General features: G+C 71.3%; 16 protein-coding genes. 9 read left to right on the top strand and 7 right to left on the bottom strand.

The genetic code is table 11. The features are described from left to right. Positions 1 to 11: 11 nt before the first annotated feature. Positions 12 to 1,127: a biotin synthase BioB gene (bioB, locus tag D0T12_RS22680; protein WP_117401704.1), complete on the bottom strand. Its 1,116-nt coding sequence runs from the start codon at positions 1,125 to 1,127 to the stop codon at positions 12 to 14. A gap of 186 nt (positions 1,128 to 1,313) precedes the next feature. On the opposite strand from bioB, the gene D0T12_RS22675 reads away from it, so the two are divergent. Next, the gene (locus D0T12_RS22675) at positions 1,314 to 2,513 is read left to right on the top strand and encodes a serine hydrolase domain-containing protein (protein ID WP_199487633.1); all 1,200 of its coding nucleotides are present in this window, start codon (positions 1,314 to 1,316) and stop codon (positions 2,511 to 2,513) included. 207 nt (positions 2,514 to 2,720) lie between these two features. Further along, positions 2,721 to 3,998, top strand: a complete 1,278-nt coding sequence (locus D0T12_RS22670; RefSeq protein WP_117401702.1) for an RNA polymerase sigma factor — start codon at positions 2,721 to 2,723, stop codon at positions 3,996 to 3,998. 82 nt (positions 3,999 to 4,080) lie between these two features. Here the strand turns inward: D0T12_RS22670 and D0T12_RS22665 are convergent, their stop codons facing one another. Further along, positions 4,081 to 4,422 (bottom strand): HEAT repeat domain-containing protein, encoded by a 342-nt coding sequence (locus D0T12_RS22665; RefSeq protein ID WP_117401701.1) that lies wholly within the window; start codon positions 4,420 to 4,422, stop codon positions 4,081 to 4,083. 188 nt (positions 4,423 to 4,610) lie between these two features. Here D0T12_RS22665 and D0T12_RS22660 point away from each other — a divergent pair, with 188 nt between their 5' ends. The 5 genes from D0T12_RS22660 (at position 4,611) to D0T12_RS22640 (ending at position 14,801) form a co-directional block, all read left to right on the top strand. Then, on the top strand, positions 4,611 to 10,106 hold the full coding sequence (locus D0T12_RS22660; protein WP_117401700.1) for an ATP-binding protein: 5,496 nt from the start codon (positions 4,611 to 4,613) through the stop codon (positions 10,104 to 10,106). A gap of 86 nt (positions 10,107 to 10,192) precedes the next feature. Further along, positions 10,193 to 10,822, top strand: coding sequence for a hypothetical protein (locus D0T12_RS22655; protein WP_117401699.1), 630 nt, complete (start codon positions 10,193 to 10,195; stop codon positions 10,820 to 10,822). A gap of 288 nt (positions 10,823 to 11,110) precedes the next feature. After that, complete coding sequence (locus D0T12_RS22650; RefSeq protein WP_158581593.1) at positions 11,111 to 12,073, top strand: LLM class flavin-dependent oxidoreductase; 963 nt, start codon at positions 11,111 to 11,113, stop codon at positions 12,071 to 12,073. Between the two features lie 32 nt (positions 12,074 to 12,105). Then, a complete protein-coding gene (locus tag D0T12_RS22645) occupies positions 12,106 to 13,491 on the top strand; it encodes a transaminase (protein ID WP_158581592.1) in 1,386 nt (461 codons plus the stop codon). Positions 13,492 to 13,493: 2 nt separating this feature from the next. Further along, positions 13,494 to 14,801 (top strand): hypothetical protein, encoded by a 1,308-nt coding sequence (locus D0T12_RS22640; protein ID WP_117401696.1) that lies wholly within the window; start codon positions 13,494 to 13,496, stop codon positions 14,799 to 14,801. Positions 14,802 to 14,880: 79 nt separating this feature from the next. Here D0T12_RS22640 and D0T12_RS22635 read toward each other — a convergent pair whose 3' ends face one another. Next, positions 14,881 to 16,158, bottom strand: coding sequence for a M14 family metallopeptidase (locus D0T12_RS22635; RefSeq protein ID WP_117401695.1), 1,278 nt, complete (start codon positions 16,156 to 16,158; stop codon positions 14,881 to 14,883). A 10-nt stretch (positions 16,159 to 16,168) separates the two neighbouring features. After that, complete coding sequence (locus D0T12_RS22630; protein ID WP_199487632.1) at positions 16,169 to 17,113, bottom strand: M28 family peptidase; 945 nt, start codon at positions 17,111 to 17,113, stop codon at positions 16,169 to 16,171. 657 nt (positions 17,114 to 17,770) lie between these two features. Here D0T12_RS22630 and D0T12_RS22625 point away from each other — a divergent pair. Further along, positions 17,771 to 21,847 carry a Pls/PosA family non-ribosomal peptide synthetase gene (locus D0T12_RS22625; protein WP_117401693.1) on the top strand — a complete coding sequence of 1,359 codons (4,077 nt, stop codon included), beginning with the start codon at positions 17,771 to 17,773 and terminating at the stop codon, positions 21,845 to 21,847. A 69-nt stretch (positions 21,848 to 21,916) separates the two neighbouring features. Continuing rightward, positions 21,917 to 22,720, top strand: coding sequence for an SAM-dependent methyltransferase (locus D0T12_RS22620; protein ID WP_233526231.1), 804 nt, complete (start codon positions 21,917 to 21,919; stop codon positions 22,718 to 22,720). Between the two features lie 7 nt (positions 22,721 to 22,727). On the opposite strand, the gene D0T12_RS22615 is transcribed toward D0T12_RS22620, so the two are convergent. Genes D0T12_RS22615 through D0T12_RS22605 form a run of 3 tightly spaced genes read right to left on the bottom strand, consistent with a single transcriptional unit; the run spans position 22,728 to position 25,565 of the window. Then, positions 22,728 to 23,558 carry an ABC transporter ATP-binding protein gene (locus tag D0T12_RS22615; protein ID WP_117401692.1) on the bottom strand — a complete coding sequence of 277 codons (831 nt, stop codon included), beginning with the start codon at positions 23,556 to 23,558 and terminating at the stop codon, positions 22,728 to 22,730. After that, positions 23,551 to 24,591, bottom strand: a complete 1,041-nt coding sequence (locus D0T12_RS22610) for a FecCD family ABC transporter permease (RefSeq protein ID WP_117401691.1) — start codon at positions 24,589 to 24,591, stop codon at positions 23,551 to 23,553. The genes D0T12_RS22615 and D0T12_RS22610 overlap by 8 nt, the downstream gene beginning before the upstream one ends. After that, entirely contained in the window at positions 24,588 to 25,565 is a 978-nt protein-coding gene (locus D0T12_RS22605) for a FecCD family ABC transporter permease (RefSeq protein ID WP_233526230.1), read from the bottom strand. The genes D0T12_RS22610 and D0T12_RS22605 overlap by 4 nt, the downstream gene beginning before the upstream one ends. Positions 25,566 to 25,604: the final 39 nt, after the last annotated feature.

Raw genomic sequence — 25,604 nt, 5'->3', positions numbered from 1 at the left:
AGGACACCCCGTCAGGTATTGGCCGGTAGCGAAGAGCCCGGGCCCCGCCTGCGCAGCGCGACGAGGTCGTGCCGCGCGGCGGGGCCCGCGCCTTCGTCGCCGCGCTCGGTGTCCCCGGCGTCCTCGGTGTCCTCGGCGCCCTCGACGACGAACCCGGCGTCGGCGATCATCGCGAGGTCACGCTCGCCGGGCTGGCCCTCGCTGGTGAGGTAGTCGCCGAGGAAGATGGCGTTGGCCAGGTGCAGGGCCAGCGGTTGGAGGCCGCGCAGATGGATCTCGCGTCCACCGGCCACCCGCACCTCGCTGTCGGGGAACAGGAACCTGAACATCGCCAGGATGCGCAGGCAGCGCAGCGGGGTCAGGTCCCACCGTCCCGCCATCGGCGTGCCCTCGAAGGGGATCAGGAAGTTGACGGGCACCGAGTCGGGGTCCAGTTCCCGCAGGGCGAAGGCGACGTCGACGATGTCGTCGTCGCTCTCCCCCATCCCGAAGATCGCGCCGGAGCACGGGGAGAGCCCGCCCTGTTTGGCCTGCTCCACGGTCTGGACCCGGTCGTCGAAGGTGTGGGTCGTGCAGATGTCGCCGTAGGTCTGCTCACTGGTGTTGAGGTTGTGGTTGTAGGCGTCCGCGCCGATCTCGCCGAGCCGTTCCGCCTGGCCCGGCTTGAGCAGTCCGAGGCACACGCAGATCTCGACGCGCGGCGCGGCCTCCTTGATGGCGGCGACCGTGGCGCCGATCCGGTCGATGTCGCGGTCGGACGGTCCGCGCCCGCTGGCCACCAGGCACACCCGCCGGGCGCCCGCCTCGACGGCGCGCGTCGCGTTCTCCGTCGCCTCCGCCGCTGAGATCCAGGAGTACTTCAGGATCTGCGACGTCGACCCGAGCCGCTGCGAGCAGTAGCCGCAGTCCTCGGGGCACAGGCCGCTCTTCATGTTGACCAGGTAGTTCAGTTTGACGCGCCGTCCGAAGAAGCGCCGCCGCACCTTGGAGGCGGCCGTCACGACGTCGAGCACGTCCTCGTCGGGCGTGCGCAACACCTCCAGCAGCTCCTCCCGGGCCGGGCGTTCACCGGCGAGGGCCTTTCGGACCAGGGCGTCGAGCAGGGCGTCAAGCGCGATCGGCGTCATGGCCGTCATGATCGGCGGGGGCGCGCTCCGACCACAAGGTCGGCACCCGACAAATCGACCGGGGTCACGTTGGTGGCCGAGCCCTGCTCACCGGCGCGAGGGGCACGGTGTCCCCGCCGCGATGGACGCGCATTTCCCCCGGTCGAGGGACGACGCCCGGCGACGATCTCCGTAGCGTTTCGGCGGGTGAGAGCCAACCATTCTTCTCCCGGTACGAGAATCGGCATCGCGGCGGTCGCCGTCGCCGTCATGGGCCTCAGCGGATGTGGGGAAGGCCCCGGCCGCGATGGTCGGGATGGTCGCGACGCCGCCCTTCGGGGCGACGACCGTCCGCTCGCGGCGGAAACGGGGGAGCCCATCGACCGGTCCATTCAGAGTTTCCTGGACGGCGCCCTGCCCGAAGGGCCAGCGGGCACGGTCGTCGCCGCCCGTGACGGCGGGCTCGTGCACTGCCGCGGATTCGGCCTCGCCGACCGGGAGAAGGGGATCCCCGCGCGTTGCGACACCGTTTACGACATCATGTCGATGACCAAGCAGTTCACCGCCGCCGCCGTCATGAAACTGGAGATGACGGGCCGGCTCCGGGTGTCCGACCCGATCGGCGCCCACTTCGCCGGGGTGCCCGCGGACAAGCGGGACATCACACTGCATCACCTGCTGACGCACACGGCGGGACTGGACGACGAGGTCGCCGGCGGCGAGGACTACGATCCCGTCTCGCGCGAGGAGATGCTGAGCGGCGCGCTCGGGTCGACGCTCCGGTCCGCTCCGGGCGCCGAGTTCCACTACTCCAACCTCGGATACAGCGTCCTCGCGGCGATCATCGAGAAGGTCTCCGGCGTCGGCTACGAACGCTTCCTGGCCGATCACCTGTTCGGACCGGCCGGGATGACGCGGACCGGGTACGTGCTGCCGCGGTGGAGGCGCGACGAGGTGGCCGTCGAGTACGACGAGCGCGGCGTCCCGCAGGGCAGACCGTACGAGCATCCCTGGGCCGCCGACGGGCCCCACTGGTTCCTGCGCGGCAACGGCGGGCTGCTGTCCACCCCGCGCGACATGTTCCGCTGGCACCGCGCCCTGGAGGGGACCCGGGTCCTGTCCGGACGCGCCAAGCGCGAAATGTTCACACCGCATGTGTTCGTCGGTGCCCAGGACGGTATTCGAATGCATTATGGCTACGGCTGGGGGGTGGTCCGTGCCAACGGCCGTCTCATCAATGAACACGACGGCGGCAACGACTGGTCCTTCGGCGAATTCGCACGGTTCCCCGACCATCGCGTGATGGTGTTCTGGATCAGCAATCACGCGCAGCGCGCAGGGAAATGGGATCTGGTGGAACGGAACAAGGAGCTGACGTTCGGAATCGAACGACGCGCCCGCGACTGAACGTTATTCGGCCCGCCGTTGTGTCGGAGATCACAGATTACGATCGTCGCCTTACTCTGCGTGGAATATCACTACTCTCAGACATCATTCTCTTCTCACCCGACATACATTGCACTAGAGTCCTGTGCCCTGGCGTGCCCCGAACGGGCCGTCCCCCTGTCCGCTCTCCAGAACGGCTGCTCCCACGGCCCCTCACGAGGAGGTCACATGCCTGGGGACCTGGAAACTCTCTACGACGCTCACGCCCACCGGCTCTACGCGCACTGCTGGTCGCTGGTCGGTGACCACGGCGCGGCCGACGCGCTCACGAGCGTCTTCGTCGAAGCGCTGCGGCACCCGCCACGCGGCGAGACGGTGTTGTGGCTCCACCACCTGGCCCGCACCGTCTGTTCCGAGCGCGGCGCGTTCAACCACGACGGCCATCTCGCCTTCGCCCAGTCCGCCACCGACCCGTTGCTGAACGCCGCGGGTCATCTGGCCGCCGACCACCGTGAGGCGCTGCTGCTGTACGCGGGCGAATGGCTGGAGATCCGCGACATCGCCCGGGTCCTGTGCGTCACGCCCGACGACGTCCGCAAACTCCTGCACCAGGCGCGTACCGCGCTCGAACGCGTCGTCCTGGACGCGCTCATGCGCGGCACCGCCGAGGCCGCCAAGCACATGGACGTCATCACGGCGTTCGAGAAGGGAAGGCTCCCGCACCTCCTGGCCCGTCGAGCGCCCGCCCTGGCGCCCGCGCCGCTGCGCGACCGGGTGCTGGCCGTCGCCGACCGCGACCGGGAATCCGACCACGACCGGATCCCCGCTCACGACCGGCTCCCCGACGAGCCCGTGGTCTCCGCCGAGTCCACCGATCAGCTCGTGGTGATCGGCCCCGGCTTCGAGTTCCCCGACCGGGGACGGGACCGCGCCCGCCGCCGCGCCGCGCTGAAGGGCGTCGGCGGTATGGCCGGAGTGGCCGCCACGATCACGGTCGGGCTGATGATGACCTGGCCGTCCAGCGGTGAGGGCTCGCTGAACGCCCTCGGACCGTTCGACGGCAACGGCCGCGGCGGCTCCGGCCCGGCGGGTGGCAGCACCCGCGCCGCGCCCGCCCCGACGGACGGCGACGCCGGTGATCCGACCGCCGTGGCGCCCCGGGTCGGCGCGCAACGGGTGTTGGACCCGGATCCGGCCCTCCCGCAGCCCCCGGCCACGACCGAGGACTCCCCGACGGCGCGGCCCACCGCCCCCGGGCCCAAGCCGACCCGGGTTCCGGGCGGCGGCGGCACCCCCACCCGCCCAGAGCGGACTCCCCCGCCGATACCGACGGACGGCACCCCGACGCCCACGCCGTCCACCCCGGACCCGGAGGAGACCCCTATACCGGAGCAGCCGTCCGAGCCGCCGGAGGACGAGGCGAACCCGACGAGCACACCGTCGGGTCCCATCATCGACACCATCGGTTCCGTCACCTCCCCGCTCTTCGGGGGGCTGGCGAGCTAGGGCCGCCGAAGGCGACCGGGCCTCCCGGACGGGACGACCGTCCGAGGGGCCCGGTTTCGCTGTGGAATCCCTCCAAAGGCCGTCAGGCGATCCAGCCGTCCGCGCGGGCCTCGTCGAGGACCTGGTCGGCCTCGCGGCTGTCGAGCATCTCCAGACCGCGGACCGCCCAGAACCGCAGGGACTCGTCCGGGCCCTCCAACCGGTCGCGGAACACCGGCAGCGCCTTCGCCGACCGGGCCTCCGCGAGGAGTTCGAGCAACCGGCAGCGCAGGTCGTGGTCCTCGTCCTCGGCGGCGAACTCCGCGATCAGGTCGTCGACGTACGCGTCGGCGTGCTCGCGGAGGAAGTCGAACGCGTTCTCCCGCGTCTGTGGATCCCGCTCCCGCATGCGTTGCATGGCGAGCTCGAAACGGCGCCGCGACATGGCCAAGATCTTAAGGGGCGCGGGCGGGCGCGCTGACGTGGCTTTTGCACGTTTCCCACAACTGAAGGCGCTCAGTGTGCGATGTCTCCGACATGGCGCCCGGGGGCGGTTCGCGGAACAGTGAACATCATCGTCGGGGGTCCCCGCGTCCCGGCGCGCGCATCGTCGTCTACTGGAGGGCCTGTCCGGTGTTCAGTCGTGTCGCCATCGTCAACCGCGGTGAGGCCGCCATGCGCCTCATCCATGCCGTACGGGACATCGCAGCGGAGACCGGGACACGGATCGAGACGGTGGCACTGCACACCGACGTCGACCGCACCGCCACCTTCGTCCGCGAAGCGGACCTCTCCTACGATCTCGGTCCCGCGTCCGCGCGCCCCTACCTCGATCTGAAGGTGCTGGAACGCGCGCTGGTGGAGAGCGGCGCGGACGCGGCGTGGGTCGGCTGGGGCTTCGTCGCGGAGGACCCGGCGTTCGCGGAGCTGTGCGACCGGATCGGCGTCACGTTCGTCGGGCCGAGCGCGGACGCGATGCGCAAACTCGGCGACAAGATCGGCGCGAAGCTGATCGCCGAGGAGGTCGGGGTGCCGGTCGCGCCGTGGAGCCGCGGCGCGGTCGAGACCCTGGAGGCCGCGCTGCGGTCGGCGGCCGAGGTCGGCTATCCGCTGATGTTGAAGGCGACCGCGGGCGGCGGCGGCCGGGGCATCCGCGTGATCTCCAACGAGGCCGAGCTGATCGACGCCTACGAGCGCACCAGCCAGGAGGCGGCGCGGGCGTTCGGCAGCGGCGTCGTGTTCCTGGAGCGGCTGGTCACCGGCGCCCGGCATGTCGAGGTCCAGGTGATCGCCGACGGTCAGGGGACGGCGTGGGCGCTCGGCGTCCGCGACTGCTCGGTGCAGCGCCGCAACCAGAAGGTCATCGAGGAGTCGTCCTCGCCGGTGCTGAGCGCCGAGCAGGCCGCCGAGCTGAAGGCGTCCGCCGAACGGCTGGCCGTCGCGGTCGGCTACCGCGGCGCGGCGACCGTCGAGTTCCTGTACCACCCGGGCGACCGGCTGTTCGCGTTCCTTGAGGTCAACACCCGGTTGCAGGTGGAGCATCCGATCACCGAGGCCACCACCGGGTTCGACCTGGTCAGGGCGCAGCTGTGGGTGGCGTCCGGCGGACGGCTCGACGGGGCGCCGCCGGCGGAGCGCGGGCACGCCATCGAGGCCCGGCTGAACGCCGAGGACCCCGACCGCGACTTCGCGCCGTCCCCGGGCCGCATCGCCCGGCTGGTCCTGCCCGCCGGGCCGGGCGTCCGCGTGGACACCGGCGTCCGCGAGGGCGACACCATTCCCGCCGACTTCGACTCGATGATCGCCAAGATCATCGCGGTGGGCCGGGACCGTGCCGAGGCGCTCGCCCGGCTGCGCCGGGCGATGGCGCAGACCACGGTGGTCATCGAGGGCGGCGCGACGAACAAGAGCTTCGTGCTCGACCTGCTCGACCGGCCCGAGGTCATCGACGCCTCCGCCGACACCGGCTGGATCGACCGGGTCCGCGCCGCGGGCGAACTCGTCTCGCACCGGCACTCCGCCGTCGCGCTGGCCGCCGCCGCCATCGACGCGTACGAGGAGGAGGAGCGCGCCGAACGGCAGCGGCTGCTGGCGACGGCGTTCGGCGGACGCCCGCAGGTCCGGCACGAGAGCGGCCGGCCGCTGGACCTCAAGCTGCGCGGCGTCGGCTACCGCCTGCGCGTCGCGCGGGTCGGCGCGCACCGGTTCCGCGTCGGCGTCGAGGTCGTGGGCGGCGACGAGGAGACGGCCCGTACCGCCGTCGTCGAACTCGACCGCTTCGACCGGCACACCGGGCAGATCGTCGTCAACGGCACCCGGTACCGGCTGCTCACCGCGACGCACGGGCCCGTTCACCTGGTCGAGGTGGACGGCGTGACGCACCGGGTCAGCCGCGACGAGGGCGGCGTCGTCCGCTCCCCCGCCCCGGCGCTGGTGGTCGCCACCCCGTTGAAGGTCGGGGCCGAGGTCGAGGCGGGCGCTCCGGTGCTGGTGCTGGAGAGCATGAAGATGGAGACGGTGCTGCGGGCGCCGTTCAAGGCGCGGCTGAAGGAATGCGTCGTGTCCGTGGGCGCCCAGGTGGAGACCGGCGCGGCGCTGCTGCGGCTGGAGCCGCTCGCCGACGACGCCGAGGACGCCGAGGACGAGGCGACCGGGACGGTCGAACTCGACCTGCCCGACGGGCCCGGAACGGTCTCGGCCTGGGAACGCGCCGCCCGCTGCCAGGAGGAACTGCGCAGCCTCCTCCTCGGCTTCGACGTCGACCCGCACGACGAGGGCCGGGTGCTGGGCGACTACCTCGCCGCGCGGGAGGAGAGCGGCGGCGACCGCACGCTCGCCGGGGAACTCGAACTCGTCGAGGTGTTCACCGACGTCGCCGAGCTGGGCCGCAACCGTCCGGCGGGTATCGAGGTCGGTGGAGCCGGCGGTGGGGAGGGCAGCCACGTCCACAGCGACCGCGAGTACTTCCACACCTATCTGAAGAGCCTCGACGTCGACCGGGCCGGGCTGCCCGAGGCGTTCCAGGCCAAGCTCACCAAGGCGCTCGGGCACTACGGCGTCACCGGGCTGGACCGCTCGCCCGAGCTGGAGACCGCGGTGTTCCGGCTCTTCCTCGCCCAGCAGCGCACGTCCGCCGACGTCAGGGTCGTCGCGACGCTGCTGCGCACCTGGCTGCGTGAGCCGCCGCCCGACCAGGCCACGCACGAGCCGATCGGGCTCGCGCTGGAGCGGCTGGTGGCCGCGACACAGGTCCGGTTCCCGGCGGTCGCCGACCTCGCCCGCGGCGTCGTGTTCGCCTGGTTCGCCCAGCCGCTGCTGCGCCGCAACCGCGCCCGCGTGTACGCCGACGTCCGCCGGCACCTGCGCTACCTGGACGCGCACCCGGACGCGCCGGACCGCGCCGACCGGATCGCGGAGATGGTGCGCAGCACCGAGCCGCTGGTCCGGCTGCTCGGGCGGCGGCTCGTCCGCCACGACCGGGACAACACGGTCATGCTGGAGGTCCTGACCCGGCGCTACTACGGCAACAAGGGACTCACCGGCGTCCACACCCGCGAGGTCGGCGGCTGCGAGTTCGTGGTCGCCGAACGCGCGGATTCCTGTGTGGTCTCCGCCGCGGTCGGCTTCGACGCGTTCGGCGGGGCGCTGCGCGGGCTCGCGGAGCTGACGGGCGGCGCGGACGCGCCCGGCGCCGACACCGACGCCGACATCTACCTGGCCTGGGAGAACCAGCCGGAGGACTTCGACGCGATGGCGGCCGCGCTGCACGAGGTCGTCAACGCGCATCCGCTGCCCGAGCGTGTCCGCAGGCTCACCGCGACCGTCGCGGGCAGCGGCGGCGCGGTGATGCACCACCACTTCACGTTCCGTCCGGAGGCCGGCGGGATGGTCGAGGAGCGGCTGATCCGTGGCCTGCACCCGTACATCGCGCAGCGGATGCAGATGGAGCGGTGGAGCGGGTTCGACCTCACCCGGCTGCCGTCGGCGGACGAGGAGGTCTACCTCTTCCGGGGCGTGGCGCGGGAGAACCCGTCGGACGAGCGGCTCGTCGCGTTCGCGCAGGTGCGCAACCTGACCGAGCTGCGCGACCACGAGGGCAGGCTGCTGGCGTTGCCGACGGCCGAGTACACGGTCGCCGCCTGCCTCGACTCGATCCGCCGGGCACAGGCGCTGCGGTCGTCCAAGAAGCGCTTCAACACCAACCGCGTCGTCGTGTACGTGTGGCCGCCGAGCCACCTCACCCGCGCCGAGCTGGAGATGATCGCCGGGCGGGTGCTGCCGACGACCGTGGGCGCCGGGCTGGAGGAGATCCTGTTCATCGCGCGGCAGCGCGACCCGCGGACCGGCGGGCTCGACAAGATCGCGGTGCGGATCGCGTTCGACGTGACCGGGGGCGCGGAGCTGACCGTCGGGGCGCCGTCGGACGAGCCGGTCGAACCCGTCGACGCCTACCGGCAGAAGGTGCTCGGGGCGAGCAGCCGCAACACGGTGTACCCGTACGAGCTGACGGGCCTGCTCGGCGACTTCGTCGAGCACGACCTCGACGACGCGAACGCGCTGGTTCCGGTCGACCGGCCGAAGGGCCGCAACACCGCGGCGATGGTCGCCGGTGTGGTCAGGACGCCGACCGCGCGGTACCCGGAGGGCGTCACGCGCGTCGTGCTGCTCGGGGACCCCACGAAGTCGCTGGGGGCCTTGTCGGAGCCTGAGTGCCGCCGGGTGATCGCGGCGCTGGACCTGGCGGAGCGGATGCGGGTTCCGGTGGAGTGGTACGCGCTGTCGTCGGGCGCCCGGATCTCGATGGACTCGGGGACCGAGAACATGGACTGGGTCGCCGCCGCGCTCAAGCGGATCGTGGAGTTCACCCAGGACGGCGGCGAGATCAACGTCGTGGTGTCGGGCATCAACGTCGGCGCGCAGCCCTACTGGAACGCCGAGGCGACCATGCTCATGCACACCAAGGGCGTTCTCATCATGACGCCGGACTCGGCCATGGTCCTGACCGGCAAGCAGGCCCTCGACTTCTCCGGCGGCGTGTCCGCCGAGGACAACTTCGGCATCGGCGGCCACGACCGGGTCATGGGCCCCAACGGCCAGGCCCAGTACTGGGCGCCCAACCTGACCGGCGCCCGGGACATCCTGATGTCCCACTACGACCACACCTACATCGCGCCCGGTGAGACCACACCTCGGCGTGCCCCGACCATCGACCCCGTCGACCGTGACATCCGCGAGTTCCCGCACACCGTCGAGGGCAGCGACTTCAGCACCGTCGGCGAGATCTTCTCCGCCGACACCAACCCGGACCGCAAGAAGCCCTTCGACATCCGCACCGTCATGCGCGCGCTTTCCGACCAGGACCATCCGGTCCTGGAGCGCTGGGCCGCCATGGCCGACGCCGACACCGCCGTCGTCCACGACGTCCATCTGGGCGGCATCCCCGTCTGCCTGCTCGGCATCGAGTCACGGTCCGTCCCGCGGCGAGGGTTCCCGCCCACCGACGGCCCCGACTCCTACACCGCCGGAACCCTGTTCCCGCAGTCGTCGAAGAAGGCGGCCCGCGCCATCAACGCCGCGTCCGGCAACCGGCCGCTGGTCGTCCTGGCCAACCTGTCCGGGTTCGACGGCTCTCCCGAGTCGCTCCGCAAGCTCCAACTCGAATACGGAGCCGAGATCGGCCGGGCCATCGTCAACTTCCGCGGCCCGATCGTGTTCTGCGTCATCTCCCGCTACCACGGCGGCGCGTTCGTGGTGTTCTCCAAGACCCTCAACCCCATGATGACGGTCCTGGCCGTCGAGGGCTCCTTCGCCTCGGTCCTGGGCGGGGCCCCGGCCGCGGCCGTCGTGTTCTCCCGTGACGTCGACGCCCGCACCGCCGGCGATCCCCGCGTCCGGGACCTTGAGGCACGGGTCGGCGCCGCCACCGGCGCCGACCGCGCCGCGCTGACCGCCGAGCTGGACGAGCTGCGTTCGTCGGTCCGCGCGGAGAAGGTCGGTGAGGTCGCCGCCGAGTTCGACCGCGTGCACGACATCCGGCGCGCGGTCGAGGTCGGTTCCGTCGACGCCGTCGTCCGCGCCGCGGAACTGCGTCCCCGCATCATCGAGGCCATCGAGTCCCGGCTGCGCTGAAGGCTCCCCGCCGGTCGGCGCGATCGTCGACCGGCGATGGCCTCCGGTTTGCTCGCCGGTCGGTAGGGTGGGGCCGGAGGTGAGCGGTGTTCGGCCAGCGTAAGCCGTGCGTCCAGGTCGTCAAGGGCCGGACGCGGGACGCGGCGGCCCTCAAGGAGGCAGCCGAACGCTGGCACCGGGAGGCGGCGCCGGGCGCGCGGGGATGGTTGGGCACCACCGGCGGGGTGACCGACGACGGCGTCTTCTTCAACCTGACGCGCTTCGTGTCGGAGCGGGCGGCGCGGCGCAACGACAGGCGGCGCGAGCAGGTCTGGTGGTGGAACCGGCTCCAGGAGCTGTCCGGGGGCGACGTCGACGTCCACGAGTGCACCGACGTGGAGACGTTCGGGCGGCGCGGCACCTACCGGACGGGCTTCGTCCAGATCCTGGAGACACGGGTCCGCGACCGGGAGGCGGTGCGCCCGTTCGTGCCCGAGGAGGCGCAGGAGACCCTGAACCGGCTGCGGCCAGACATGATCGGCGGCATGTTCTGCGTCCGTCCGGACGGCTTCGTCACCGGCGTGGCCTACTTCACCTCCAGGGACGCGGCCCGCGAGGGGGAGCGCATGCAGATGCCCCCGGACTACAAGGCCTGGCGGGACGAGCAGATGACGCATTTCGACGAAGACGCCGAGTTCTACGATCTGCGCGATTTCTGGTTGCAGTCACCGGACTGAAATCTCTATTGAGTTGTCAATGTCAACAGACGACCAGAGGAAAGCGTCTCGGTCGTGAGACAGCCGAGTTCCCTCCCGAAGCGCGAACAGAGACACGCTGGAAGATCCGTCCGAACACGAAGAACCGCTGGTAGACAGGCGTTCGCCCGCACATCGCCCCCACCCGGCCACAGCGGAGTCATGGCGAAATCAACCAAATTCCCCTAGCCCTTCTGTTGACAATCACAACAGTGCGCTCGCATACTCGGAGCCGCTCCCACGAAAACACACGAGACGGGGCGGTGGGTAGTGAAGTCCGGAACGAACGAGGCCGAGTCGCGGGCGCCCAGACTGTCGGTCGGGGCGCCGACCGACCCCGAGGCGCTGGTGCCGTTCGCGCGGCGCGCCGAAGAACTCGGATTCACCGGGATCTGGACGCAGGACACCCTGAGCGCCAAGAACTTCTCCCTCGACGGGCTGCACGTGCTGTCGTACCTGGCCGCCGTCACCTCCCGGCTCCGGCTGGGCATCGGCGTGCTGTACTCCGGGCGGCGGAACCCGGCCGTGCAGGCCCGCGAACTCGCCACCATCGACCAGCTGTCCCGCGGGCGGCTCACCGTCGGGCTCGGCGTCGGCCTCGACTACCACCGGGAGACCCTCAGCGCGCTGGGCATTCCGACGGATCGGCCGGTCCGCCGCCTGATCGAGGGCATCGGCGTGATGCGGGCCCTGTGGAGCGGGACCGAGGCCGACTACGACGGCGAGATCTACAAGTTCTCCGGCATCCGGGCGCAGCCGGACCCGGTCCAGCGGCCCGCCCCGCCCATCTGGATCGGCGCCCGCGCCGAACCCGCGCTGCGGCGCGCCGTACGGATCGCCGACGGCTGGACCGGCGCCGGGCCCGCCGCGACCGAGGACTTCCTGGACCAGCTGAAGATCGTCCACCAGGCCATGGAGGAGCAGGGACGCGACCCCGCGACCTTCACCGTCTCCAAGAGCGTCTACATCGCCGTCGAGGACACCGAGGAGGAGGCGCGGCGGCACCTGGTCCCCGCGTTCGACCGCGCCTTCGGCGGCAACCCGGTGTACGACGCGTCCAGCATGGTCGACCGGGTCGCGGTGTACGGCCCGCCGGACCGCTGCGCCCGGCAACTGCTCGAACTGTTCGACGCCGGGGCGGAGGAGCTGATCCTCTACCCGATGTACGACCGGACGACCCAGCTGGAGGCGTTCGGGGACGTGGCGTCCGCGCTGACCGCGGCACGCCGCTGATGACGACGCGGGCACACCGTCCGGGAGCGACGATGGGCGACCAGCCGACCGACGTACCTCCGGGGCTCGATCCGGAACGGCTCGCCGGGATGCTGGACGAGGAACGGGCCCGCTGGATCGAGGCCCGGCCGAAGTCCGCGGCGCTGCGCGAACGGGCGCGCCGCTCCCAGGTCCACGGCACCCCGCAGCACTGGATCAACCAGTTCCCGCCGCCGGTGCCGCTGACGGTGGAACGCGCGGCGGGCGCCCGCCTGTACGACGTCGACGGGCACGAGTACGCCGACTTCGGGCTGGCGGGCACGGCCGCGCTCTGGGGGCACGACCATCCGGCGGTGGTCGCGGCGCTGCGGGACCAGCTCGGCCGGGGCAGCGTCACGCTCTGGTCGCACGAGGACCACGTGTGGGTGACCGAGGAGCTGCATCACCGCTTCGGGCTGCCGTTCTGGCAGTTCACCGTGTCGGCGTCGGACGCGAACCGGTTCGCCCTGCTGCTGGCCAAGGTGACCACCGGACGGCGGCGGATCCTGATGTTCAACCGTGCCTACCACGGGTCGTTGGAGCTGACGGCCGCCGTCCTGTCCCCGGACGGCGAGGTGATCCCGCAACCCGGTGTCGAACCGAACGGCGTGGACGTCCGGGAGACCACGAAGGTCGTGGAGTTCAACGACCTCGACGCGCTGGAACGGGCCCTCGCCCCCGGTGACGTCGCCGCGGTCCTCGCCGAACCGGTGATGACCAACGGGGGCGCGGTGATCCGGCCGGAGCCGGGGTTCCACGCCGCGCTGCGCGACCTCACCCGCCGCACCGGCACCCTGCTGATCATCGACGAGACCCAGACGATCCCGGCCGGCCCCGGCGGCTGCACCCGCGAGTTCGGCCTGGAACCCGACCTGATCACCATGGGGAAGTGCATCGCGGGCGGCGTCCCGGCCGGCCTGTACGGCATGTCCGACACCGTGGCCGCCGCCGCGGCGCGCTACACCGAGCACGGGGACGGCGGTCTCGGCAGCACGATGGCGAGCGGGCCGCTGGCCGTCCGGGGGATGCGGGCGGTCCTCGGCGAGGTGATGACCGACGACACCTACGCCCGCATGAACCGGCTGGGCGAGCGCTACGAGCGCGACATCGCGGCGGTCATCGCCCGGCACGACCTGCCGTGGCACGTCGGACGGCTCGGCGGCCGCGTGTCGTACGCGTTCACGCCCGATCCCCCGCGCGACGCCGGGCGGCTGTATCCGAGCGTCGGCTCGGCGGCGCGGAAGGCGCTGTGGCTGTACATGGCCAACCGGGGCATCGTCGTCAATCCCATGAGCGGCGGCGGGCTGATGTCGCCGCTGACCGCCGAGACGGACGTGGAACGGCACGGCGCGCTGTTCGCCGCCGCGATCGGCGCGCTCACCGGCAGGAACGGGCGGTAGCCGTGGACGACGTGACCGAGGCGCAGATCGAACGGTTCCGCGAGGACGTCGACCGCTCACGGGAGCCGGGCGCGTACGAGCCGGGCCGCTGGTCGGTGGCCCCGGCGAACCGGGATCCCGCGGTGACCGGTGAGCTGCCCGACCGGGTCCGGCTGCGGGACGCCTCGATGCGCGCGATCGAGTCGATGCCCGGGGTCGCCGCGTCCCCGGAGGCGAAGCTGGCGTTCCTCCGGACGCTGGCGCGGTCCCGGGTCCCGGAGATCGTGCTGGCCGCGCCGGGACCGGGTGGACGCGGCCCGCATCCGGGGGGCCGCGACGCCGACACGGTCCGCGCCGAACTCGCCGTGATCCGGGAGGAGAACCCGGACTGCGTGGTGCACTGCCCGTTCGTGTCCACCGCGGAAGGGATCGACCGTGCGGCGGACGTCGGGTTCGACGCCGTCCAGGTGCCCGTGCCCCCCTTCGGACCGGCGGCGGGTATCTACCGCGCGTCCGCTCCGACGTCCCGGCGGGAGGTCGTCGAGGAGACGGCCGAGCTGGTCGAGTATGCGCGCGCCCGGCGGCTGCGGGTCGCCGCCCCGATCACCATGGTGTCCTTCCTCTCGGACGAGACGTTGGCCGAGACGGTGACGGCCATGGCGGACGCGGAGGCGGAGGAGGTCATCCTGTTCGACGGGCCGGGCGCCGTCGGTCCGGAGGCGTACGGTCGGCTCGTCGAGGTGGCCCGGTCGGCCGCACCGGACCTTCGCGTGGGCGTCCACCCGCACAACACGTTCGGGCTCGGGGTCGCGTGCGCCGTGAGCGCGGCGCGGGCCGGGGCGACCGTCGTCGAGTCGTCGGTGAACGGGTACTGCAGCGGCACCGGCAACGCCGATCTCGCCGCGACCACGGCCGCGTTCGAGGCGCTGTACGGGGTGCGCACCGGCATCCGGCTCGACGCGCTGACCGGGCTGGCGCGGGCCGCGGCGGGACTGACCGGCCGCGCCCCTGCGGCCAACCAGCCGATCACCGGACGGGACGCGTTCTGCTGGGGCGGCGCCGACTGGGTCCTCGTGGAACGCGACGTGGACCCCCTGCTGCACAACAGCGTCGAACCGGCCCTGTTCGGCAACGAGCGCCGGATCCCGCTGACCCCGCAGAGCGGTCCCCGTGCCACCGCCGCCGTCCTGGAACGCCTCGGTGTCGACGCGGACCCGGCGCTGATCCCGGCCATCGCGGAGCGGTGCCGCGCGGAACTGGGTGCGCGCGGGGGGCGGCTGCTCACCGACCAGGAGATCCGCGCCATCGCACGCGGCGTCCTCGCGGGCTGAACGGCCGCGGCCCGGGTCCCCTGGACGTTCGTCCAGAAGACCGGGCCGCGACTTCGTCACCTACCGCTTCTCATGCGGTTCAGAGTGACTTGCAGTACTGGTCCTGCTTGTTGATGGCGCGGTACGGGCAGTCCGCGTACTCGGCCAGGAGCAGCAGCGGCTCACGGTTGACCTGGGTCAGCGACTCGATCTGCGAAGGCGGCGGGTAGAAGTTGCCGCCCCCAAGCTCGAACGTGTAGGAGAAGATGCGCTGGTCTCCCCACGTCCAGTCGTTGGAGCTGCCGTCGGTGATGTAGAGGTCACTCGACTGCTGCGGGGTGTAGCGGTTGTGGCGGGCGACCTCGCGGCCGATGGTGCGGTGCGCCGACTCGTCGTCGGCCGTGAACTCACCGGGCACGGTGTCGTTGTAGGTGTAGCCCATCGGCCACAGCACCAGGTTCGCCACGGAGTGGATGTCGAGGAACATCTTGATCTGCTGCTTGCCGCCGATGTTCCGGCTCCGGATGAAGCTGGTGACGGCCCTGACCTCGGGCGCCGAACCCGCCGACGGACCCCGGTAGGTGTCGCTGGACGGGGTGCCGGAGGAGCCGCCGCAGCAACCCCACTTGTAGGGGTAGTTGCGGTTGAGGTCGACTCCCTGGCGGTTCTTGCGCCACATCCGGCCCGCCTGCGTGTCGCTGGTCATGTCGTAGATCTGACCGTCGGGGTTGAGGATCGGGATGATCCAGAACTCCCGCTCGTTCACCAGCTTGGTGATCCGCGCGGTGGAGCCGTACTCCTTGGTGAGGACGCCGATGAAGTACAGCGCCTGCTCGTTGGTGATGCGCTCGCGGGCGTGGATGTTGGCCTGGTAGAAGACCTCGGGCTCGTCCTCGTCCGACGCCACATTGTCGCTGATCTTGACGCCGACGATGTCGCGGCCCTCGTGGGAGCGGCCGATGCTGAACTTCTTCGCGATCTGCGGGTAGGCGGCCACGACCTGGTCGAGCTCGGCCATGGTCTCCGCGTGGGTGTGGTACGACTGCGCGGTCTCCCGGTACCGGGGGAAACCGCCCAGTGGGGTGAGCGTGAAGCCGAGCCGCTCGATGGCGGCGGCCTCCGCCGGGATGGCGCTGACCTCCAGCGCGCCGTCGGGGCGCACCCGGTCGATCGCCGCGCCGGTACGGGCGACCCGCGACCGCTCCCGGGCCGAGTCGGGCCCGGTCACGAGGTAACGTTTCGCGGCGCTCGCCGGGGCGGCCTGCGCGCCCGTCGCCGGGGACCCGGACGCGGACGTCGCGGACGCCGGGACGGCGGGCAGCAGCGCGCCGACGAGGCAGGCCGCCAGCAGCGCGGCCTTGAGGGTCCGTGTCCTCATCACGGGCACCTCAGGCGGCCGGCCGCAGCGGCGTCACCGGCACCGGAACGCGGCCGGGAATACCCGACAGCTTCCACGCCGCGTGGGCGGCGGCGTTGGTGGCGTGCCCCAGCACCGACTCGGCGATGTTGTTGATGTCGTCGCAGCGCGCGTGGTAGCAGGGGTCGTTGTCGCTGGAGATGCCACTGACCTCGACCCCGGCGTTGGCGAACGAGGAGTGGTCGGACCGTCCGGCGACGTTGATTCCGCGGGTGGCCAGGCCCTTGGCGGTGAAGTACTCCCGGAACGTCGCGCCGAGCGACGCCGACTCGGTGTAGATGCCCCAGGTCCGCGTGTTCTTCGCGCCCACCATGTCGAAGTTGAGGTAGGAGCTGATCTTCCGCCGGTCGGCGGCGGCCAGCCTGGAGACGTAGTACTTGGAGCCGATCAGTCCGAGCTCCTCGGCGCCCCACCAGCCGAACCGGAGCCGCTTGGTGGGCCTGGCGTCGGCGCGGGCGACGGCGAGCGCGACCTCCAGGATGGCGCTGGAGCCCGACGCGTTGTCGTTGATGCCGGGCCCGGCGGTGACGCCGTCGAGGTGCGCGCCGAGGAACACGGTCTGGTTGGCGTCCCCGTGCGGCCATTCGGCGATCACGTTGTAGCCGGTCGCGCCCTGGTGGGTGAAGGACTGCAACGTCGTCTGGAACCCGGCCGCGTCCAGCTTGGCCTTCACGTAGTCGGCGGACGCGCGGAAGCCGGGCCTGCCGTGCGCGCGGTTGCCGCCGTTGGAGGAGGCGATGGACTGGAACTGCCGGGCGTGCGCCATCGCGTTCGCCGGGGGGATCTCCGGAGCCTGGACGACGGCCGCGGCCGGCTGCACGGACTGCGCCGCGGCGCCGCCGGGCAGGCCCGTCAGCGCCACGAGGAGGCCGGCGCCGAGCGCGGCGGTGCTGAGGAGGCTTCTGTGTTTCTTCATGCGGGGGGACCTAACCAATCGAGTCTGCATGCGGGAGCGTGCGAGGGGGCTGGGAGCCATCGGGCACGGCCGCGGCCCGCCCATCCGGGGGCGGGTGCCGCTCAGCGGGCCGATAACGTGCGCACTCGTCGTTCCCTCCTGCGGGGGCCCTGGCGCATGCGCACCAGAAGGGGGAGCATCGTGGATGTTATGCGCGTCGATCTGCGCCGTAAATGGCAATGTGTGACGGTCTTCGGCCGTGACGAGGCCCTCCCGGCCGGCCACTGACCGAACCCGGCCGACCGTCCCGCCGCCGAGCCGGGACCGGTATGCTCATTTCAGGAACGGTCCAGATATGTCGGGAACGTTCCGACACCATGCCCGCCGAGGCCGGATGGACTCACTTGCTCCCCTCGGCGGACGTCTTTAAAGTCCGCCCGTTTCAGGGGCCATAACTCGGCAATGGCAGGGGCGGCAAAGCAAATGAAACGTTTAAATGCGGGTCACGGCGTTGTCAATGGGAATTCTGGCCAGGTTTGCCCATGACCGGCTCCGGCCATGGTCATTGGACCCATAAAGGTGGAAGTTGGATCATCTTCCGGTCCTGACCTCACATCTTGCGCGGTCTGACCGACCCGCGGAGGTACTTCGAGACTTTTTCTGCTGGGCGGAGAGAAGATGACGACGAACGCCACCGGCCAGGCGCTCACCACATCGGGGGAAACGGGCCGACGCATCACCGCCGACCACGTGCTGGTCGCGACGGGACATGGATGGGAGTTCCACCGACGACCGGGCGACCGCCTGGAACGACTCTTCGAGGAGCGATGCGACCTAGGGCCCGACCGCGCGGCCGTCGACACCGGTGAGGCCGTCCTCACGTTCGGCGAGCTGGACGAGCGTGCCAACCGGCTCGCCCGCCACCTGCTGTCATGCGGAACACGGCCCGGAGACCGCATCGGGCTGCTGTTCGACGAGGCCGTGCACTCCTATGTCGCCATGCTGGCCGTCCTCAAGATCAACGCGGTGTACGTGCCGCTCGACACCGGATACCCGCCCGACCGGCTCTCCTACATCGTCGGGGACGCGGGCGTGCGGACCGTGCTGTCCCTGACGCGTCTGCGCGACCACCTGCGGCAGGCCGAGGCGGTGGTGCTGTGCGTCGACGAGGCGCAGGCGGACGTCGACGCGGAACCCGGCCACCGCCTCACGGCCGACGAGAACGGCGCCCCCACCGACGACCTCTGCTACATCGTCTACACCTCCGGTTCGACGGGCCGTCCCAAGGGTGTCGCGATCGAGCACGCCGCCATCTGCAACTTTGTCCGCGTCGCCGTGGAGGTCTACGGTGTCCGGCCGGACGACCGCATGTACCAGGGCATGACGATCGCCTTCGACTTCTCCGTCGAGGAGATCTGGGTGCCGTTGCTCTCCGGCGCGACGCTCGTCCCCAAGCCGAGCGGAACGGTCCTCGTCGGCGAAGACCTGCGGGCGTTCCTCGAAGACCGGCACGTCACCGCGATGTGCGTCGTTCCGACGCTGCTGGCCACCCTCGACCGTGACCTTCCGAGGCTGCGCTTCCTGCTGGTGTCGGGCGAGGCGTGCCCGCAGGACCTCGTCCTCCGCTGGCACCGCCCGGGACGCCGGTTCCTCAACGTGTACGGGCCGACGGAGACGACCGTCACCGCGACGTGGACGCCCCTGCACCCGGACCGGCCGGTGACCATCGGCATCCCGCTGCCCACCTACGCGGTGGTCATCCTGGACCCGGACGAGGACAGGGTCCTGCCACCCGGCGAGGCCGGCGAGATCGGCATCGCGGGCATCGGGCTGGCGCGAGGCTACGTCAACCGGGACGACCTCACCTCGCTCAAGTTCATCCGCGACTTCGTCGGCATCGACGACAACCCGTCCGACAGGATCTACCGCACCGGCGACCTCGGCCGGATCAACGCCGAGGGCGAGATCGAGTACCAGGGGCGCATCGACACCCAGGTCAAGATTCGGGGATATCGCATCGAGCTGACGGAGATCGAGTCGGTCCTGTCGCAGGCGCCGGGCGTCGGGCAGGTCGTGGTCGGCACGCACGAGGCCCACCCGGGCAAGGTCGAGCTGGTGGCGTACTACACACGCCGGAACGGCTTCGTGGACCGGGACGGGCTCCGGGAGCGGGCGCGGGAGCACCTGCCGCCCTACATGGTCCCGGCGTACTTCGAGGAACTCGACGCCATCCCGATGCTGCCGAGCGACAAGGCCGACCGTGGCAGGCTCCCTCCGCCGACGACCCCGCGCGCCGCCGCCGCGTCCAACGGGCATGTCGCCCCGGCGGCCGGAACGGAACAGGAGATCGCCGACGCGCTGGTCGAGGTGATGCGGCTGGAGCGGGTGTCGGCCGACAGCCACTTCTTCGACGATCTGGGGGCCGACTCGCTGCTGATGGCGCGTCTGTGCGCGGCGATCCGCGAGCGCACGAGACTGTCGGTGTCGATGCCGGACGTCTACCAGAACCCCGACATCAGGTCGCTCGCCGCGGTGCTGGACGGCACGGCGGCCACCGCCGTCGCCACGGCCCCGGAACCCGCGCCGGACGCTCCCCCGCCCCCGCCGAAACCCCCGGTGCGCAAGCGGACCTTCGAGTACGTGGTCTGCGGCGTCCTGCAACTGCTGCTGTTCGTCGCGACCGCCTACCTCGGCGCCGCCGCCCTTCTCGTCGGCTATCGGTGGACGGTCGACGCGTCGGGCCCCATCGACCTCTACCTGCGGGGCCTGGCGGCCGGCTGCGGGCTGTTCGCGTTCACGTGCCTGATGCCGGTCGCGGCGAAGTGGACGCTGATCGGCCGGTGGAAACCCCGGCAGATCCGTGTCTGGACCCTGGACTACGTCCGTTTCTGGACGGTCAAGGCGTTCATCCGGTCGAGCCCGATGCGGCTCCTGGCGGGATCACCGGTCTACTCCCTCTACCTCCGGATGCTCGGCGCGCGGATCGGCCGCGGCGCCGTGATCTTCTCGACGACGCCGGTGTGCACCGACCTGCTCACCGTCGGCGCCGGAACGATCGTCCGGGAGCACTGCGCCATGGCGGGGTACCGGGCCGACGACGGCGTCATCCGGACGGGCCCGATCACGCTCGGCGACCGGGTCTTCGTGGGCGACAAGACGGTCCTGGACATCGACACCGTGATGGGCGACGACACCCAGCTCGGGCACGCCTCGTCCCTGCACGCCGGGCAGGCCGTGCCGGGGGGCGAACGCTGGCACGGCTGCCCGGCCCGACCGACCGACAGCACGTACCTGAGGGTCCCGCCGAGGGACTGCGGCACCCTGCGGCGCGTCGGCTACAGCCTGGCGCAACTCTTCACCCAGCTCGTGATCACCGGGCCGTTGGGGATCGTCGTCCTGATCACCCTGCTCACCGAGGTCCCGATGCTCGCCGAGATCATGCGGAAGACGCCGGAGGGGATCGGCCGCCTGGAGCTGTACCAGGAGGCCGCGATACTGTCGAGCCTGGTGTTCTTCGGTGGCATCCTGGCCTCCCTGGCCTTCGTGCTCACCCTGCCCCGCCTGCTCGCGCTGATCGTCCGTCCCGACCGGGTCTACCGGCTCTTCGGACGGCACTACTGGGCGATCATGACGACCAAGCGCCTCACCAACCCGAAATTCTTCATGGACCTTTTCGGCGACAGCTCCTACGTCGTCGGGTACCTGCGCGCCCTGGGGTACCGCTTCGCGAAGCCGATCGTGCAGACCGGCAGCAACTTCGGCACCGAGCTGGCGCACCACACGCCCTACCTGACCACCGTGGGCAGCGGCACGATGATCTCCGACGCGCTGTGGATTCTGAACGCGGACTACTCCAGCAGTTCGTTCAAGGTGTCCGAGGTGAGGATCGGGTCGCGGAACTACCTCGGCAACAACATCGCCTACCCGGCGGGAGCGGCCGTCGGCGACAACGTCCTCCTCGGGACGAAGGTGGCGGTCCCGGTCGACGGGCCGGTCAGGGAGAACACCGGACTGCTCGGCTCACCGTGCTTCGAGATCCCGCGCTCGGTTGAGCGCGACCACGCCTTCGACGAACTGGAGAAAGGGGAGGAGTACCGTCGCCGCCTGTCGGCCAAGAATCGCTACAACATCGCCACCATGGGCCTGTTCCTTCTGGTGAGATGGTTCCAGTTCTTCGCGGTGACGGTGCTCCTGCTGATCGCCGAGGACCAGCTTCGCGGGCATCCGGTGACGGCGATCGTCATCGCCACGATCGGCACGCTGTTGTTCACCGTCGGCTATGGCATTGTGGTCGAGCGCGCCCTGCTGCGCTTCCGGTCCCTCAAGCCACGGATCTGCTCGATCTACGATCCGTACTTCTGGTGGCACGAGCGCCTCTGGAAGCTGGGCGGACGGGCCCTCTTCAACGGCACCCCGTTCAAGAACCTGACGTGGCGCATGCTGGGCGTGCGCATCGGCCGCCGGGTCTTCGACGACGGCTGCGACATCCCGGAGAAGACCCTGGTGACCATCGGCGACGAGGCCACCCTGAACGCGGGGAGCGTCATTCAGTGCCATTCCCTGGAAGAGGGCGTCTTCAAATCCGGCCGGACCAGCATCGGCGCGGGTTGCACCCTGGGCGTCGAATCGTTCGTCCACTACGACGTGACCATGGAGGACGGTTCCGTTCTCGCCACCGATTCGTTCCTCATGAAGGGTGAGGAAGTACCTCCCAACGGTCGGTGGCTGGGAAATCCGGCCCGCGCCCCACACTAGGATGCCAGTGAACGACCTGCCCATCCCGGGCAGGTCTCACTATTGCCGCCAGATACCTAGGGTGTGGACGTGACCGACGGCAACGTGGACTTGAACACCGACATCCCCCATTCAGCACGAATCTACGACTATCTACTGGGAGGGAAGGACAACTATCCCGCCGATCGCGCCGCCGCGGCGAACATCGTCGAGGGTTGGCGTCATCTGCCGATCTCCATGCGGGCCAACCGGAACTTCATGGCGCGGATGGCCCACCGGCTCGCCGCCGAGCACGGCATCAGGCAGTTCCTCGACATCGGCACCGGCCTGCCCACCTCACCCAACCTGCATGAGGTGGCCCAGGCCGTCGCGCCGGAGTCACGGGTCGTGTACGTCGACAACGACCCGATCGTGCTCGTCCACGCGCGTGCCCTGCTGACCAGCACCCCCGAGGGCACGACCCGGTACCTGGAGGCCGACTTCCGGGACCCGGACACGATTCTGGAGTCCCCCGAACTGCGCGAGGCCCTGGATCTGGACCGTCCCGTCGCGCTGAGCCTGATCGCGATCCTGCACTTCATCGTCGACGACGCCGAGGTGCGGCGGATCATCGACCGGCTGATGGAACCGCTGGCCCCGGGCAGCGTCCTCGCGCTGTCCACGACCACCGCCGACAGCGCCCCCGAGGAGGTCAACGCGGGCGTCGCCGCCTACAACGCCCACGGCATCCCGACGGTCGCGCGCACCAAGGCCGAGGTGGAGCCGTTCTTCGACGGATTGGAGCTCCTCGACCCGGGGGTCGTCCTCGTCCACCACTGGCACCCCGACGAGGAGGCGGCCAGGCTCGACGACACGCACGTCACCATCTACGGAGGCGTCGCCCGCAAACCGTGAGCCGCGCTCACTTCTTGACGCGGTCGCTGTTCGCGGCGGTCGCGTGCCTGCGGGAGAGGGGGACGATCAGCGGGGTCGCGGTGACCGGGTCGGGCACGACCTCGCAGGGCAGGCCGAAGACCTTCTCGATCAGTTCGGGTGTGACGATCTCGGTCGGCGCTCCCTGCGCGACGATCGCGCCGTCCCGCATGGCGATCAGGTGGGTCGCGTAGCGGCAGGCGTGGTTGAGGTCGTGCAGGACGACGACGAGGGTGCGGGCGTGGTCCTCGTGCAGGGACGCGCACAGGTCGAGCATGTCGATCTGGTGGGCGATGTCCAGGAACGTCGTGGGCTCGTCGAGGAGCATGAGCGGCGTGTCCTGGGCGAGGACCATGGCGAGCCACACCCGCTGGCGCTGGCCGCCGGACAGCTCGTCGACATGCCGGTCGGCGAGGCCGGTGACGTCGGTGGCGGCGAGCGCGCGGGCGACGGCCTCGTCGTCCTCCCGCGACCAGCCGCGCAGCAGCCGCCGGTGCGGATGGCGGCCCCGCGACACCAGGTCGGCGACGGTGATCGCGTCGGGGGTGACGGGCTGCTGGGCGAGCAGGCCGAGCCGCCGCGCGACCTCCTTGGACGGCAGCCGCGCGATGTCGGCGCCGTCCAGCAGGACGGCCCCCGCCGAGCGGCGCAGGACGCGGGCGAGCGTGTGCAACAGCGTCGACTTGCCGCAGGCGTTCGGCCCCACGATGACGGTGAACGAGCCGTCCGGCACGTCCAGGTCGAGGTGTTCGAGCACGACACGGCGGTCGTAGCCGACGGTGAGGTCGCGGGCGGCGAGCCGAGTCTCGGTTTCAGGCACGTCCGGCCCTCCATTCGGTGAGCATGAGCCAGCCCAGGTACAGGCCGCCGACCACGCCGGTCATGACGCCGACGGGAAGTTGCGTGGGGGCGACGATCCGCTGCGCGGCGATGTCGCTGACCGACAGCAGCACGGCGCCCATGAGCGCGGCGGTGAGCAGGTTGGGGCCCGGCGCGCGGGTGAGCCGCTTGGCGAGCTGCGGGGCGACGAGCGCGATGAACGCGACGGGACCGGCGACGGCCACGGCGGTGGCGGTCAACCCGACGGCGACGGCCATCAGCGCCAGCCGGGACCGCTCGACACGGACGCCGAGGCCCCCGGCGGTGGCGTCGCCGAGTTCGAGCATCCGCAGGTCGCGGCCGAGCAGCGCGACGCACGGCAGCAGGAGGGCGAGGACGGCGACGAGCGGCCCCAGATCCTCCCAGCCGCGGGCGTTGAGGCTGCCGATGAGCCACGCGGAGGCGCTCTGCGCCGCGTTCACCTCGGCGCGGCTGAGCAGGTAGGCGTTCAGCGCCTCGAGCATGGTGCTGATGCCGATGCCGACCAGGACGAGGCGGATGCCGTGCACGCCGTCGCGGAAGGCCAGCAGGTAGATGGCCAGCGCGGTGAGCAGCCCGCCGCCGACGGCGCCCGCCGAGATCTGCGCGGCTCCCCCGCCGAACAGGAGGATGACGGCGATGCCGCCGGACGCCGAGCCGATGGTGAAGCCGATGATGTCGGGGCTGCCGAGGGGGTTGCGGGTGAGGCTCTGCAGGATGGCGCCGCCGACCGCGAGGGCGGCGCCGACCGCGCAGCCGACGAGGACGCGCGGGAGCCGCAGGTCGATGACGATGAACTCGGCGCCGGGCGGCCCGCCGCCGAGCAGCGTCGCGACGACCTGGTCGGGCGGCAACCGGTAGTCGCCGATGCCGAGGGCCGCGACGACGACGGCGGCGAGGACGACCGTGAGCAGCACGGCGACGACGACCGGCCGGGCCCGGACCCGGTGGTGGCGGATCACCGTGGTGGGCGCGTCGACGGGTGGCGCGATCACAGGTCCGCCATCTTCCGCCGCCGGACGAGCATGATGAACAGGGGCGCGCCGACGAAGGCGGTCACCACGCCCGCCTCCAGTTCGCCGGGACGCGCCACGACCCGGCCGAGCACGTCGGACGCGAGCAGCACCACCGGTGCCAGCAGCATCGAGAACGGCAGCAGCCACCGCAGGTCGGGGCCGGTGAGAAGGCGGACGGCGTGCGGGACCATCAGCCCCACGAACGTGATCGGACCGATCGCCGCGGTCGCCGCCCCGCACAGGATCGTCACGACGACGAGGGTGACGGCACGGACCCGTCCCGGGTGCACGCCGAGCGCCCGTCCCGCCTCGTCGCCGAGGGCGAGCGCGTTGAGGCGCGCGCTGAGCGCCACCCCGGCGACGGCGGCGACGACGATGAACGGGGTGACGAGCGCGACCTCGTCCGCCTTGGCGGCGGCGAGCGACCCGACGAGCCAGAACCGCAGGCTGTTGGCGGAGTCGTCGTCGAGCAGGGTGAGCGCGGCGGTGAACGAGACGAGGACGGCGGACGTCGCCATCCCGGCGAGCACGAGCCGGACGGGCGTCGCCCGGCGGGCCCCGCCACGGCCGAGCGCGTACACGACGGTCGTGGCGAGCCCCGCGCCGGCGAACGCGAACATGATGTTGACGACGCCGCCCGCCGACGGCAGCAGCGTCCCAGTGGTGACGACGGCGGCCGCGGCGCCGGAGTTGACGCCGAGCAGACCGGGGTCGGCGAGCGGGTTGCGGCTCAGCGCCTGCATGAGGGCGCCGGCGAGGCCGAGGGCGGCGCCCGCCGCGACACCGAGCAGGGTGCGCGGCACGCGCCGGTCCCAGATGACGAACGCGTCGTCGGAGCCGTCGCGGTGCAGCAGCACCCGCCACACCTCGCCGGGCGCGATGGACTTGGCGCCGACCACGAGGCTGAGCACCGCGACCCCCGCGAGCAGCACGACCAGGCCGGCCAGCACCACCGGTGCCCGTCCCCCGCGGGAGGCGCCCCTCCACGCCCC

Source organism: Actinomadura spongiicola (assembly GCF_003432485.1).
Taxonomy (GTDB): domain Bacteria; phylum Actinomycetota; class Actinomycetes; order Streptosporangiales; family Streptosporangiaceae; genus Spirillospora; species Spirillospora spongiicola.
This window is presented reverse-complemented; position numbering and strand designations above follow the sequence as displayed.